15 protein-coding genes are annotated in these 15,035 nt (G+C 53.0%); all 15 read right to left on the bottom strand.

Translation table 11 applies throughout. From position 1 onward, the window contains the following. Window positions 1-6: 6 nt before the first annotated feature. Window positions 7-807, bottom strand: a complete 801-nt coding sequence (locus tag STSP2_RS10405) for a sigma-70 family RNA polymerase sigma factor (RefSeq protein ID WP_146662432.1) — start codon at window positions 805-807, stop codon at window positions 7-9. After that, entirely contained in the window at window positions 801-1,154 is a 354-nt protein-coding gene (locus tag STSP2_RS10400; protein ID WP_146662431.1) for a hypothetical protein, read from the bottom strand. Before STSP2_RS10400 ends, STSP2_RS10405 begins: the two co-directional genes overlap by 7 nt. Before the next feature lie 365 nt (window positions 1,155-1,519). Next, complete coding sequence (locus STSP2_RS10395; protein ID WP_146662429.1) at window positions 1,520-3,157, bottom strand: sensor histidine kinase; 1,638 nt, start codon at window positions 3,155-3,157, stop codon at window positions 1,520-1,522. A 32-nt stretch (window positions 3,158-3,189) separates the two neighbouring features. Continuing rightward, window positions 3,190-5,007 (bottom strand): aspartate--tRNA ligase, encoded by a 1,818-nt coding sequence (gene aspS / locus STSP2_RS10390; RefSeq protein ID WP_146662427.1) that lies wholly within the window; start codon window positions 5,005-5,007, stop codon window positions 3,190-3,192. Between the two features lie 224 nt (window positions 5,008-5,231). Next, entirely contained in the window at window positions 5,232-5,558 is a 327-nt protein-coding gene (gene trxA / locus STSP2_RS10385) for a thioredoxin (protein WP_146662425.1), read from the bottom strand. Between the two features lie 142 nt (window positions 5,559-5,700). Next, window positions 5,701-6,720 carry a segregation and condensation protein A gene (locus STSP2_RS10380; RefSeq protein ID WP_146662423.1) on the bottom strand — a complete coding sequence of 340 codons (1,020 nt, stop codon included), beginning with the start codon at window positions 6,718-6,720 and terminating at the stop codon, window positions 5,701-5,703. Beyond that, window positions 6,717-6,965, bottom strand: coding sequence for a putative signal transducing protein (locus STSP2_RS10375; RefSeq protein WP_146662422.1), 249 nt, complete (start codon window positions 6,963-6,965; stop codon window positions 6,717-6,719). The genes STSP2_RS10380 and STSP2_RS10375 overlap by 4 nt, the downstream gene beginning before the upstream one ends. Then, window positions 6,962-7,933, bottom strand: coding sequence for a tryptophan--tRNA ligase (trpS, locus tag STSP2_RS10370; RefSeq protein WP_146662420.1), 972 nt, complete (start codon window positions 7,931-7,933; stop codon window positions 6,962-6,964). Before trpS ends, STSP2_RS10375 begins: the two co-directional genes overlap by 4 nt. Window positions 7,934-8,133: 200 nt before the next feature. Then, complete coding sequence (locus STSP2_RS10365; protein WP_146662418.1) at window positions 8,134-9,276, bottom strand: anaerobic sulfatase maturase; 1,143 nt, start codon at window positions 9,274-9,276, stop codon at window positions 8,134-8,136. Between the two features lie 98 nt (window positions 9,277-9,374). Next, a complete protein-coding gene (locus STSP2_RS10360; RefSeq protein WP_146662416.1) occupies window positions 9,375-10,814 on the bottom strand; it encodes a monomeric [FeFe] hydrogenase in 1,440 nt (479 codons plus the stop codon). Between the two features lie 10 nt (window positions 10,815-10,824). Continuing rightward, a complete protein-coding gene (locus tag STSP2_RS10355; protein ID WP_146662414.1) occupies window positions 10,825-11,079 on the bottom strand; it encodes an NAD(P)H-dependent oxidoreductase subunit E in 255 nt (84 codons plus the stop codon). Between the two features lie 8 nt (window positions 11,080-11,087). Further along, the gene (locus tag STSP2_RS10350; protein WP_146662412.1) at window positions 11,088-12,275 is read right to left on the bottom strand and encodes a SpoIIE family protein phosphatase; all 1,188 of its coding nucleotides are present in this window, start codon (window positions 12,273-12,275) and stop codon (window positions 11,088-11,090) included. Further along, window positions 12,265-13,998 (bottom strand): [Fe-Fe] hydrogenase large subunit C-terminal domain-containing protein, encoded by a 1,734-nt coding sequence (locus STSP2_RS10345; protein ID WP_146662411.1) that lies wholly within the window; start codon window positions 13,996-13,998, stop codon window positions 12,265-12,267. The genes STSP2_RS10350 and STSP2_RS10345 overlap by 11 nt, the downstream gene beginning before the upstream one ends. Window positions 13,999-14,067: 69 nt before the next feature. Beyond that, window positions 14,068-14,352: a (2Fe-2S) ferredoxin domain-containing protein gene (locus STSP2_RS10340; protein ID WP_205847866.1), complete on the bottom strand. Its 285-nt coding sequence runs from the start codon at window positions 14,350-14,352 to the stop codon at window positions 14,068-14,070. After that, window positions 14,349-14,999, bottom strand: coding sequence for a redox-sensing transcriptional repressor Rex (locus STSP2_RS10335; RefSeq protein ID WP_146662409.1), 651 nt, complete (start codon window positions 14,997-14,999; stop codon window positions 14,349-14,351). Before STSP2_RS10335 ends, STSP2_RS10340 begins: the two co-directional genes overlap by 4 nt. Window positions 15,000-15,035 lie beyond the last annotated feature (36 nt).

The raw sequence follows: 15,035 nt of genomic DNA, 5'->3' as shown, positions 1-15,035 counted from the left end.
CCAAATCTAGCTGGCGAGGTGATAGAACTCCTCGTTACTGCCAAGCCGTTCTCGCAGCCTTTCAAGAATGTCACTGTGCATCTGCGAAACCCGCGACTCAGATATCTTCAGGATACTGCCCACCTCCCTCATTGTAAGCTGTTCGTAGTAATAAAGCTTTATGATCAGACGTTCGATCTTGCCCAGACTCTTGGTCAGATAGTTCCTCGAATCCTCCTGCTGCACAGGCATAGAAGGATCATAACCGCCTGGATCAGCCAGCCAACCCAGCTTCTCGTCTTCGTCATCACTGCCCCCGCTCAAAGAATCCAGCGACACAAGACTCGTCGTTTCAAGATGATACTGCCATTTCCTGAACTCCTCCATCGTCTTGCCGAGCTCTGCCGCTATTTCAGGCTGTTTCGGCTCACGTCCGAGATCAACCACTAGCTTCGACTTCGCCCGCTTATATTTGTTAACCTGCCTTCGAGTGTGCCTCGGTATCCAGTCGCTCTGCCGAAGCTCATCCAGCATCGCACCCTTGATCCGCGACCTTGCATAAGTGCTGAAGTGAACCTCACGAGACGGATCATAATTGTCGATCGCCCTCATAAGACCAAATACGCCAACGCTCACCATGTCATCGAATTCAACATTCGAACTGGTCGAGCTCGAAACTTTTGCAGCAATACTTCTTACCAGCGGCAGAAACTTTTTCAGAAGCTCATTCCGCTCGTCCAAACCTAACTGTCCGCCTTCCTTCTCAAAAAAACCGCACTTGTTCTGCTTATCCGATTTTGATTCTTTAATCGATTTGACAGCTACCATACCACTCTCCCGCAATCTTTCTCAGCATCACAACTATTTACATACAGGGCATACCGAACCGCATCCGCAAGGCACTGTGATACTTCAGGCTTGCAGAATTCCCAGTAATCCACATCGGTGCAGAACTCGTAAGCCTCGACAGAATTACGAAAACTCACCACCGCAACCCTCATAAGATCATCTCGGCATATCCTGCAGGGACACATGCTCTCAAATTCCCCAACCAGCTCCGCTAAAAGAGGCATGTGCATCTGAACGACCACATCAAAATCGCATTCGTTGACAACTTCATCCCCAACCCTGCTTGCGCTGCTGACCGGCATCGTACTTAAGGCAGATTTCAACATCACTTTTCCTTCCCAAAAAACTGATAGCACTAACCTTCACTCTCTCACGTAAACTGTCTGACCTCTCCGTTATCAGACGCCATTACATAAACGCAAGCTCCGTGCCAGAACGCCACAGCTAAAATCGAAAGAAATGCCCCCAAAATACATCGAGACTTGAACGACCGTTCCCAAAGGCAAAAACCGCCTAAGCTCGACAAATAATTAGTACGTCTTAATAGTTTTTATGGAAATGGCCATTTATTCTTTGTCCGCAGAATCTTCGCACAACAAAATGGCTTTGCACATGTGAGAAGAGATTCTCACATATGAGAAATGAACTGCCCTCGTAGATGCCCCTCCCCATTACCCCCTGAAGCTTATGGTTAGCTGTCTATACTCGGCTGCTGCTGTGGTTTCTTTTCCCTCAATGCCACAGGGATGTCCAGATGGAACGCTGCCCCCTCGCCTAACTCGCTCTCTACCGAAACCTGGCCTGCCAGAAGACCGCTAAGCTCCTTGCATATTGCTAAGCCAAGCCCCGTGCCCTCACCCTGCCTGGTCAGCGATCCGTCAAGCTGCCGGAACTTCTCAAAAATATTCTCCTGCTGAGCCTCCGCTATTCCGCACCCACTGTCACTGACCGTCAGCCGCACCTTCTTTTCGCCGATCATCTTCGCTGAAATAACTATTCTGCCCCCCTCGGGTGTAAACTTGATCGCGTTACTCAAAAAATTGTAAAGTATCTGCTGCACCTTGCCGGCGTCAGTAGTAACCAGAGGCACATCCTCAGAAGGCTCTACCTTCAGCTTAATGGATTTCTGTTCGGTCATCGGTGAAAAGAACGCCGCCAGCCCCTGACAAAGCTCCTGCACATTGACCTTTCCGACGTGCAGGATCATCTTGCCCGCTTCCGCTTTCGCCAGATCCAGAAGATCGTTTATCATGCTGAGCAGCGATTTCCCGCTGGTCAGTATATTCTCAGCATAGCGTTTCATCTTCTCGGCATCCGCCCCAGCCCGATCATGCAGCAACTGAGCGAATCCAATTATCGCATTCAAAGGCGTCCTGAATTCATGACTCATGTTTGCCAAAAATTCACTCTTGAGTTTATTCGCTTTATACAGCTCGATATTACGTTCGGAAAGCTCCGCTATCTTGTTATCCAGCTCTTCATTGGCGTGACGTAGTTTCTCCTGCGATTCCTGTAGAACGTCCAGCATATGGTTGAAAGCATTGGCTAGTTTTTCGTATTCATCACCCGTCCTGATCGAACTTCTTGCATCGAAATTACCGTCCGCAATATTGTTCACCAGGGCACGAAGCTGACGTATCGGCCGCAAAATTATCCGCTGTGCGATCGCGTAAAACGCAACCACCGCCGCGGCACCGGCAAGCAAACCCGCAATTATTATTGCAACCGTATTCATCAACTGCGTTTTCGCCAGCTCTCGGGCGGGGGTGCTGGCGATAATCGCACCTACGACCTGATTACGATTGAATGCCGAACCCGAGCCGTCAGGATTGTGACATCTGATGCATGCGTCATTCGCACGTACAATTTTGACATAGTTGTTCTGGGCGGCCTCACCCTCCGTGCTCGTCCACGACTCCTCATCCATCCCGTCCTCCTCAGCCGTCAATTCGGTCAAAACCTCATAGTGGCGTTCGGGCATATCATCCTTAACAATATCGCCCCCGCCTTCAAGCCGAAGCCACTTGACAGCAAAATCATCCTTCTGCTGCAGCCTTCCCCCGCTCCCCAGCGCCGGAAGCCCTTCGATCTGGCCCTCACCCATCTGGAAGTGTCGCTCATAAACCGTATCCGCAACAGCCCTGCCCGCATCCAGCGCATTCTTCTCGATCAGCTTGCCCATCCAGAAATAGGGTATCAACAGTGCCACCGTAAGGATCAGGATCACCGCCCCGCCGAACATGATCCGGGACTTCTCAGCAATCGAAAGGGGCTTCAAACCGACAATTCGAAGCCCCTTATAGATCCATTTTTTAACGGCATCAAGCATCACACCTACCTGTCAAATGACTGGCCAATGATTTACGCCTGTCCCGGTTTCTTTTCCACAGCATGCAGATGCTTCTGCGTCCGCAGGTTGAGCTCGTCCAACTGAGCCTTGTCTACCTCACCAGGCGCATCCGTTAGCAGACACTGCCCGCGCTGTGTCTTCGGGAATGCGATCACGTCGCGAATATTGTCCGTACCCGTCAGCAGCATCACAAGCCTGTCAAGACCGAACGCGATACCACCGTGCGGCGGCGTACCGTAATCAAGTGCCTTCAGGAAGAAGCCGAAACGCTCCTCTGCCTGCTCGCGGGAAATATTCAGCAGGTCAAACACCTTCGCCTGCACTTCAGGGTTATGTATACGAATGCTGCCGCCGCCTACCTCCGAGCCGTTGACGACCAGATCGTAAGCCTGCGACCGGATATTGCCAGGATCACTTTCCAGCTTTTCCAGGTCCTCCGGAACCGGCGCCGTAAACGGATGGTGCAGCGAATCGAACCGCTTTTCATCCTCGTTCCAGTCGAACAGCGGGAAGTCCACGATCCACACGAACTCATAACTGCCCTCTTTGCATAACCCAAGCTCTTTACCGAGCTTGACACGAAGCGGAGCAAGCGACTTGTTCACCACGTCCTCTTTGTCCGCTACCATCAGTATCACATCGCCGTCATTGGCATCGAATCTGCTGATGATCTCCTGCTGCTGTTCCTCAGAGAAGAACTTCGCAATACTGCTGTTTACTGTCAACCCGCTGCCGTCCTCTTTAGCGACAACCTTCAGCCACGCCAGACCCTTCGCTCCATATCCGTTGACAAACTCCGTCAGCGTCTTCTCGATATCCCTGCGGGAGAACTTGCCCCCGCCCGGAGCACAAAGTCCCTTGACAATACCGCCCTTTTTGACTGTCGAAGTAAAAACCTTGAAATCGACGTTCGCGGCAATATCTGTAATTTCATGCAAACGCATATCGAACCGCAGATCGGGCCTGTCGATACCGTATTCATCGATCGCCTGCTTATAGCTCATCCGTTTGATGGGCAGTGAAACATCAACATCGAGCACGTTCTTGAATATGTCAGCAACGAGCTTCTCGTTTACGCTCATGACATCTTCACTGTCGACGAAACTCATCTCCACGTCGACCTGCGTAAACTCTGCCTGCCTGTCCGCCCGCGGATCCTCATCACGGAAGCACCGGACGATCTGGAAATACCTGTCACTGCCCGCTACCATCAGTATCTGCTTGAAAAGCTGAGGCGACTGAGGCAGTGCATAGAATGATCCCTGGTAGAGTCTGCTCGGCACAAGAAAGTCTCTCGCACCTTCAGGCGTGCTCTTGCCCAGCATCGGCGTCTCGATCTCCCAGAACCCGTTGTCGTCATAATAGTCCCGCACCATCTTCGCAACACGATGCCTCACACGCATCTTCTCCTGCATCGCGGGCCGGCGAAGATCAAAGAAACGGTACTTCAGCCGAGTTTCCTCATTCACCTCGTTAACCGAATCGATATCGAAAGGCGGCGTCTTCGCCGTATTCAGTATCTCCAGCTCATCTATCGCCACCTCGATCTCGCCCGTCGCCATCTTCGGATTGTCCATGCCCTCACTGCGTCTGCGAACCTCGCCCTGAGCGGCAATAACCCACTCACACCTAAGTTTGCGAGCCTCGGCATGCACCTCTTTATGCTGTTCAGGATCGAACACAAGCTGCACGAGCCCCTCACGGTCTCGAAGGTCAATGAAAACCAGATTACCATGGTCCCTGTACGAATGGACCCAACCTGCCATACGGACCTTCTCACCAACATTGCTGCTTCGCAGCTCACCGCAGTTATGTGTTCGTTTCAGCATTTTCTTTCTTTCCAGGTATCACAAAAATTCTAATAACTTCCCACCGGCTCTGCATCTGATAAAGAAGTCACAAAACAGAACCGGCTATCATCATACTAAAAAAAGGACGCATTAAAATTATGCGTCCCCTGGATCAGCCATGCATACCCGCCGAAAATGGCAGGATCATATACTTATATATACCGTCCAAAAGCCTTCGCAATGACGGCAACTGAATGACGGAATTATATCAGCTCGTCAATTTCCGCCGTAATATCTTTCTTAGTTGTCATGCCGACCCACTTCTTTGCAACCTGCCCGTTATTGAACAGAATGATCGTGGGAATAGCATTGATCGCGTACTCGACAGCAGCTTCGCGGTGCTCGTCAGTGTTGACCTTGCACACCTTGGCCTTGCCTGCGTATTCGTCCGCCAACTCATCGATAACCGGAGCGATCATCTTACACGGACCGCACCACGGAGCCCAGAAATCAACAAGCACCGGCACGTCCGAACCCGTTACCGTATCATCGAAAGTCGCATCAGTGAGTTCTACAACGTTACCTGCCATCGTAATATCCTTTCAAAAGCGTCTCAAAGCACATAATGTTACAACGCGAATTCTACCGCCAGTTGACGTATGTGTCAAACAACAAATGACGCAAATACCGGCTTTAGCACATCAAAAACAGCTCTCAATTAACCCGCCCCGCCTAAAGCTCCTCATCGCCTGATTCTTCGCCCTCAGCGACCATATGCTCATCCGGCTCTTCCCGTCCCTGTGCGGGTGAATACTCCCTTATAGGTATCATATCGCGATTTACTTCCTCCTCTGTTTCACCGGGGCCGCCTTCCCCTGCCGGGACGCTGGCGTTCTCAGCGGCCCCCTCCGGCTGGCCGTCAGCATGCCCAACCGTGGCATTTTGCTCATTTTCCGCCGCTTCCTCGCCGACCGTTCGCTCATAGATCGCCCGCTGAACAGCTTCCTCCGCGGCATCCTCCGTCAACGGCCTGACATAAATGTCGCCCTGCTTCTCGCTCTGTTCCACCCAGATAAGTCGATTCCGCATCAACTCCAGCATCGCCAAAAACATCCCCACCATCACCAGCTTGTTCTTCTTGCCCGCAAAGATACTCTCAAAACTCATAGTACCTTCGCTCTGCAGCCGATGTAGGATATCGATCTGATACAGGTCGATAGGCGTGTCATCCTTGATACTGCTGTAATCCGCATACCGCCCCGTCGCCTGCATTATCCCGTCAAACGCTTCCAGCAGGTCCCAGATGCTCACCTGCTCCAGGTCCACCTCGGGCTCAGCGTCCTGCTTGAGCTCCGTAAGTATATTGTCCGGCCGCGTATGCCTCTCGCTCCTGTCCTCGGCCGAGCTCTCCAGCAGATTCGCAGCATCCTTGAACTTTTTGTATTCCAGCAACTGCCTTACCAGCTCCGCCCGCGGGTCGCTGTCTTCCTCCTCTTCGCCGTCCTCTACCGACGCTTTCGGCAGCAGCATCGCGGATTTGATCTCCATCAGCGTCGCCGCCATGATCAGAAAATCACCCGCAACCTCGATATCCAGCAGCTTGAGCATCTCAATATAATGTATGTACTGCTCAGTTATATGCGAGATAGGTATGTCATAAATGTCGACCTCGTCCTTGCGCACCAGATACAGCAGCAGATCCAGCGGCCCTGAAAAAACATCCAGGTCGACCCTGTATAGTTCACTCATCATTCATCCCCATCAATTTCATCATCCCTTTGCTTTTCATGCTCCTCCAGCAGCTTTCTCGCCTCTTCGGCATCGCTCTCCAGCACCTGCAGCTCGATCCGCCGCCAGCCTATCTCCGGCACAACCACCGAAAGCGTCTCACCGGTCACCGTGGCCTTGACCCCATTGCTCTCAAGCCACATCATCGCAAGCCTGGCGTCCAGGTTGTTCTCATATTCAGCAATCGTGATCAGCTTATCCGAGCTCAATCCAGACCTCCCATCCCAACTGCATCCCGAACCTTATCCAACGTAGTCCGCGCAACGGCCCTGGCTCGCTCCGCACCGTCGGCAAGCACCTTTTTCACATAATCCTGATTATCCTCAAGCTCGGCCCGCTTATTACGGTAAGGCCTGAAATAGTCATGCAGCAGCTCAACAACGCGTTTTTTCACGGTCCCGTACCCGGTCCCGCCCTTTTCGTACTTCTCGCGCCACTCCGCCAGCTCATCCTTCTCAGCCACCAGCTTGAGCATCGCGAAAATACTGCACTGATCAGGATCCTTCGGCTCCTCCACCGGTGTCGAATCGGTCTTGATCCGCATAACCTTCTTCTTGACCTTGTTCTCGGGCTCGAATATCTCGATGGTGTTATCGTAACTCTTACTCATCTTCCGCCCGTCCACGCCCGGCACGACAGCGACAGACTCAAGTATATGCTCATCAGGCAGGACAAATACCTCGCCGTACATATTATTGAACCGCTGGGCGATGTCCCGGGTCACCTCGATGTGCTGCTTCTGATCCTGACCGACCGGCACACATTCACTGTCGAACGCCACTATATCAGCCGCCTGCAGCACAGGATAGGCAAAAAGCCCGTGATTGGGCGATAAACCCTGTGCTACCTTATCCTTATAAGAGGTGCACCGCTGCAGCAGCCCCATCGGCGTCACACACGAAAGTATCCACGCCAGCTCCGTCACTTCAGGCACATCAGACTGCCGCCAGAAAACCGTCTTTTCAGGGTCCAAACCGAGCGCCAGGTAATCCATCGCAACATCCAGGCACCGCTGCCTGAGTTCATCGGCCTGCGGATTCGTGGTTAATGCGTGATAATCGGCGATAAAATAGAAACCCTCGTTGTCCGCCTGGAGCTGCAAATGCTGGCGCATGGCCCCGAAAAAGTTGCCTATATGCAGTTTACCCGACGGCTGTATACCTGAAAGTACTCTCAATTGGCTGCTCCTGAACCTGTAAAAAGTGCACAAAAGTAAGAAAAATGAAGCAAAACTATGCAAAAAGCTTCAAAAACTGGGCAAAAGTAGCAATAAAAATTCTTCAGTAAGTTACCAATATGAGCCCGTCAAGTCAAGAAATTACGCCGGTATAAAGCGCTGGCGGGACACAATTTGAAGGCGTGGAAAAACCAGACAGATCACCCCTTGTTCCAGACCTCCTGCCGTTCAGCCAGCAGATTCTCCTGCTGTATCATCGACGCCAGCTTCCAGAATTCTCCCATCGAATGGTCGAAAAACTTTTTGTACCCCTCGCAGAAATAGGTGATCCCGTCGTCATAGCCCTTCTTGCGATCCTTCGGACATCCTCCCCTGCAAATATCGAGATGTCGACAAACCAGGCACTTGTTCGCCAGCTTCCGTTTCTGCCGGTTGAATCGCCGTTTGATACTGTCGCCCGCCAGTTCGCCGAGGTTGCGATCCAGCAGATTTCCGATCCTGTGCTCGTTCTCAACAAAAAAGTCACAGCAGTACACCCCGCCGTCATGCTCGACAACCACGTAATCCGCACATTTCGGCATGAAAGTACACTCGGTCGCACCCATACCCAGACACTGACTTATCATGCTGTCAAACGTCCGGATACTCATCTTCCGCACGCCATGGTCAACCCACCGATCGAATATCCTGCACAGAAAATCGCCATACTGTTCGGGCGTTATACTGAAATCCGCGATCTCACCCGTCTCCGGGTCCTCTTCCACACACTGGATAAACTGCAGGAACTTGAAACCGTTTTCCACGTAAAAATCGAACAGCTCGTCCGGATGCTCGACATTATAACTGTTCAGCAGCGTCAGAATGTTGAACTGAACCCCATGCTTTTTGCATCGTTCGATCGCAGCCATCACCCGATCGAAGGTCCCATTCCCCCCATGATCGAGCCTGTATTTGTCATGAAACTTCTTCGGCCCGTCTATACTGATCCCAACAAGAAAACCCTTTTCCGCCAGAAACTCGCACCATTCATCGTCCAGCAGAATGCCGTTGGTCTGCAGTGAATTCGTGAAGTTCTGGCCCGCCCCGCATGCCTTCTCCTGCAGCTCGACGACTTTTTTATAGAAATCCAACCCCATCAGCGTAGGCTCACCGCCCTGCCATGCAAAACTGTTCTGCGGGAACCCGCACCCGAGAAAATCGTTCACCATCTTCTCGAGCACCTCTTCGCTCATGCGGTGCCTGCCGCCGCCGAACAGAGTGGTCTTGCACGTGTAAAAACAGTATCTGCAGTCTATATTGCAGTCAGGCCCGGTGGGCTTGATCAAAAGCGAAAATGGTCTCATTTACAAACACCCGTATAATCAAATTAATCCGTCCCTGCCTGAGTATAGGATTTTTGGGCGGATAATCCAATATTTTCCGGCAATATACCCTTATTGATTCAGGCACGGGCTCCTTTTGACTGTTCTACGAATTTTCTCACTCTGCGTTCAGCGGCCTTGGGCTTGCTGATATTGCACGGCCCGGCCACACACCCGCCCTGACAGCTCATAACTTCGATGAAGTTGGCATCACAGCCGGCCTTTGCGTACCTTCGCAGCATTTTCAGCTCTTTCTTGCCGATCCCATCGACCTGCATTGCCTTGACCCGGTTATCTCCGCACTTTGCCCTGATCGCACCCGTAACCCCGCCGGTCACCGCAAATTCTCTCGCTTCACTTCCCGGGCCTTCGCCCAGATCCGCAGCGATAAATTCATCAATATCCAGCTCCTGACCGACAAGCATTGCCCCGAGTTCATCCGTGGTCAGCACATAGTCAACCAATTCGTCACTCATTGCTTCGTGTCTCTTTGCAACGCATGGACCTATGAAGACGGTCACCGCATCGGGCTCGCGATCCTTCACCAGCTTAGCAGCGTAATGCATCGGAGTCGGCGTATCCGAGACAAATTTTGCCATCTCCGGGACGTGTTTTCGAACCGTCTCCATGTACGCCGGACAACAGCTTGAAGTCATCATTTGCTCACCATCGCCCAGCCGGTCAGCCAGTTCATTCGCTTCGTGCTCAGCCGTTATCGCGGCACCTTCGGCAACCTCCATGACATTGTCAAAACCCATCGCCCTGACCGCTGCACACAGCTTGCCGAACTCAGCAGGGAACTGTCCCGCCATCGCAGGCGCCAGCATCGCAACCACCTTCCTGTCACTCTTGAGTTTTCCTATTACGTCCACCATCTGCGACCGCTCCATGATCGCGCCGAACGGACACGCCTGCATGCACTTGCCGCAGAATGTGCATTTATCGTAATCGATGTGCTCCCTGCCGTCGGCGCCCTTGGCAATAGCTCCCACCGGACACGCCTCTTCGCAAGGCACGGGCACATAAACTATCGCGTGATACGGGCACACATTCACACAAAGCCCGCAGTTAACGCACTTGTCGTCGTCGATGATCGCCTGGCCGTTAACCACCTGGATCGCATCTTTGGGGCAATTCACTGTACAGGGCCGGGCAACACACCCTTTGCACACGTTCGTCACATAGTGTCTTCCCTTGAGACATGCACTGCACGCCTCGTCGATCACGGTGAGGATCGGGTCGGCGGGCTTTTCGCGTTTGTCAGCATCGACAGCATACTCGCCCAGCATCTTAAGCTCATCAGTCTCGGTCTCAACGGCATGTCCCATTATCGCCATCAGCCGATACTTTGTGATCGCCCGGTCCTTGTAAACACAGCATCGCGCACCGGTTCTGTCCCGCGGATACAGGTTCACAGGCACCCTGTCGATCTCACGTTGCAGTTTACCTTCGAATGCTAGTCTCGCCGTCTCGATCAGCAGTGTGGTTTTGATCCTCTGAGCATTGTTCTGATATTTCATTCCGGAAACCTCACGTATCCAGTTGTTTCTTTATTTCACGCACCACATCTTCCACGGTCGCTTCCTCGATCAGCACGTCGTTGACCTTGACATACGGCGCACCCCTGTACTGCAGATCCTTGCAAAGTCCAAAACAGGGCGAACCCTTGATCTGGACCGCTGGGCGAAGCTTTTCATCCAGCAGTTCCTCGAGTCCTGCCACCTCGGAGGCGCCCATGACATAACAAGTCGTGCCCGTACATATCTCAACTTTTACCTTTTCCATGTTACCACCTAAATAAGCCTCATATTTGCCTGCTTGAGGTATTTCGTATTTAACAGCCCAACGATACGTTTCATCAGGTTCCGTCTTATATCCAGCTCGACCGGGAAATTCGGATCCTGGTGAGCTTCGTTGATCTTTGTCCCAACCACAAATTCTATTATATCACTGTCAAGCAGATAGCGAGCCAGACGAACAGCCGCGTTCGATTTGAGCTTGTCCGGATCCTCGCCGGCCTCAAGTATCTCCGCCATCCTGCTCAGCGTCAGCGTCCCTTCGGTCACCAGGTCCACGCCAGCGATATTCGACGCAGGCGGCACCGAGCTGTCCAGGCAGCCCAGATCAACGCTGATCTCCTCGCCAAGCTCCCGCGCAATGATCCTGGCAGTCGTTCCTCCGCAAACGATCTTCCGGCCGCCATACTCCCGTAGTATTCGCGCCATTTCCGTATCCTTCCGCTCATCCAGCGGCGGTCCTGTCATCACTACCGACTTTCTCGGCCTGCGGAAATTCACCACGGCACAGCTTATGTCATCCTTCGCCTTGCCTCCGTCGATCCGTCTGGCCTTTTCCACGACGGACCTGCTCAACTGTCTCGCGCTTATATCGCGTTCCATGCCGCACTGCTCGACGATGTAGCTGCCGACAGCATCATTGCCCCAGCCGAACGGCGTGGCATCCCGGCCCATACCGCTCTGCGTCACCCCGTCAGTATAAAAAACCGTCCGGTCGCCCTGCCTGGCGGTGAAGCTGCTGTACAGAACCTCACATCTGCCCCGATTCGCGGTCGCTACTTCCAGCTTCTTCTTGTCGATGTCGACCAACACACCATCCCGCAGCAGCCTGAATGGGGGATTGTCATATTCGATCACGGAAACACGCCCGTCGCTGCGTATATCCACGATCGTAAAGGTCGAATAGCCGATCTTTCTCTCGCTGCATATCGGCAGCGTCGCCATGATGATCTCCGACGCTCGCCTTATGTCAATATCCGACGAGATGTACTTCATGGCCATCGTCGCCGTCAAGGTAGCGAGCACATGCGCCTTGATTCCGCTGCCCAGCCCGTCGGCGAGCACACAGATCGTCCTGCCTTCTTCCGGTATCTTCTTCGAAAGAAATACATCCCCTGCTGCCTGCTGGCCGGATTTGCTGTGCTGGCCGAAATCGACTTCGACAAAAGCTTTATCAGTCTGCATCGGTCCCGTCTCCCAAAGCGTCCGCGGAGAATGACTCGGTGATAGAGTTCAGTATGACCTCCGATTCGGCAGCGTTCTCACCAAGCAGGAAGGCGATCTGCTGAACCGTTGACAAGTGGTTCGTGATCACTTCCTTCGCTTTTCGCACGACCTGTTCCTTCTGTACGGCCGGCGCGGTTATATCCTGCACGATCCCGCCGACTATCCTGTGCGGGTCGATCGTAAACACTGTGACGCGGAGAATTACCTTGCCGTGACGCACGCTTTTTTCGACCGACTGCTGACCGCTGCTCAGGACCTGCGAAAACAGGTTGCCGAAACCGATGACCCGGTCAAGCACCGCACCCTCGAGTCCGGGCTTGGCGTCAAACGCTGCGGCACTTTCCTCGCCCATCAGCTCAGCGAATCGCCTGTTGCTTTCAACGATCCGCATGTGCTCATCCACGATCACGACGCCAGAGGGCATGGTCCTTATCAGTGCATCCGCTTTCTTGTGCGCGAGCTTTCGCATATAACCGGCACACATGCTCGTCTCCGCCCGGCCGTCAAGCAGCGCCCTGGCAAACTCCCGGCAGGAATCATAACCGCACCCGCCGCAGTTCAGCTCGTCTTCCCGGCTGAACTTGCCGACCGTCTTTAGGGCTCGACTTATCTCTTCTTCGCTGTGAACCATACGCCTGACCGGCTCGATCAGCCAGTTGTCCTCGATCTCAACGCCCGGCTCACGCGGTATCGCAGAATCGTCCCACTGAGCAAAACTGAGCACGCTGCTCCGCTTGACGATGGTCTTGCCCTGCTGGCCGGCCTTGGGCCCATTCACGCACCCGCCCTCACACGCGAGCATCTCTATGAACATCGGTCCGTCCGTCTTTATCTCTTCAAGGCTACCCAAAGCCTGCTCGATATTCTCTATGCCCGAAAACGTCATCAACTGCGAATCACTCACGGAGCAGTTCCGCTTGATCCCCGCGATCATCCCGCCGTCGATGGGGTACAGTGCGCCTTCGTTGGCTCTGTAAGGGATGAAATCATCATCTGCACCGCCCTGTTCGTCACCGGGCTCTATCCCGGCCGAGTCGAACCACTCTCTGAGCTCTTCGAAAGTGATCGCTACTTCGAGCATCTCACCATGCGAATCAGCTTCTGCCTTTTTGCTTATGCACGGCCCAACGAACACGACTCCGACATCCTCACCGTACTGCCGGCGGAGCAGCTTCGTGTGAGCCAGCACTGGCGACAGCAGACTCGTCACTTTCTCGGCATGCTCGCTGCGGTATTTTTTGACCAGCTCCACAACCGTCGGACACGCTGAGGATATATAAACGCCTTCATTTTCTTCTTTGAGCTTTTTTGCGATCGTCGCTGAGACCTCCTGCGCACCGAGCGCAGTCTCACTGACGCCGTAAAAACCCAGTCGCTTGATACCGGCTATCAACTGCGCCTGCTCGATACCGGCAAACTCGGACACAAAACTCGGCGCCAGCGAAACTATTACCTTCTTCTTCATTTGCAAGAGCAGCTTCGCCCTGTCAAGATCATTGCGGACACGCTTTGCACCCACGGGACACACCTGCACACACTTTCCGCACATCACGCAAAGCTCAGGAATGATCCTGGCGTGTCCTTCCTGGATCTTGATACCCTTCACCGAACACTGCCTCAGGCATTTATAGCAGTCCTGGCATTCTGCGGGCTCAGTAAAAATTGGCTGTAATTGATTCATGCTCTTCTCCTGCGGAAAGGTACTCATGCTCTGTTTGCCTGTCAGTTCATAAATTCACTTATCACCTGCTTACTTGCGTTCCAGATGATGCTTGACTATATCGACCACCGTTCCAGGCGTAACGTTTTCATATTCTTCGTCACTCACCACCATGTTGGGCCCCTTCTTGCAGTTGCCCATGCAAAGTGCCCCACGCAAGTCTACCTTTTCTTCCAGCCCCTCTTCCTCGAGGTATTTCTGAAGCACCTCAAGAGAATCCCTGCTCCCTCGTGAAAAACAACTGCTGCCCATGCAGATCGTGATCTCCAGTTTTTTCTTTCGGCGGAACATATTGACTCCTGTTAAACAGTTCATTTATCGTTCTTCATTGCCTCTGCCGTCCTCCTGGAAAGCAGCGCCAAACTTGCCGCAAGGTCCACCCGCTCGACGATAACTCCATCGGGTACATCCAGCTTGACCGTCGTGAAGTTCCATATCGCTCTTATCCCTGCCTCAACGATCTTGTCCGTAATTTCCTGGGCCGCTTTGTCGGGTAGAGTGAGTATCGCAATGTTTACGCCCGTCCGTTCTATCAGTTCAGCCAGACGTTCCATGCCGAAGACTTTCTTGCCGTGTATTTCAGTGCCGACCTTTCTCAGATCGCTGTCGAAACAGGCAAGAATATTCAAATTATAATCTTTGAAGCCCTTGTATCCCGCCAGGGCCGACCCCAGGTTACCCGCACCGATCAGATAAGCGTCCGTCGCATTGTCCCAGCCGAGAAATCCAAGGATCGCATCGATCAGTTCTGCTGCATCGAAACCGACACCGGCCTGGCCCGTTATTCCCAGACCCGCCAGATCCTTGCGAACCTGTATTGGCTCGTACCCGAGCTTATCGGCTATGAAGGTGCTGCTGATGTGTGTCTTGTTTTCGTCCTGTGCCTTACGCAGAATATTCAGGTACGCGGGCAATCGCCTTATCGTAGGGTGCGATACTGACACTGGCTTGTCCTGGCTCATTTCTCTCTCCAACATGACAGTTCGGTAAACTTTTAT

Source organism: Anaerohalosphaera lusitana (assembly GCF_002007645.1).
GTDB classification, from domain to species: domain Bacteria; phylum Planctomycetota; class Phycisphaerae; order Sedimentisphaerales; family Anaerohalosphaeraceae; genus Anaerohalosphaera; species Anaerohalosphaera lusitana.
Note: the sequence above shows the minus strand (reverse complement) of the source record. Positions and strands in the feature narration are given on the sequence as shown.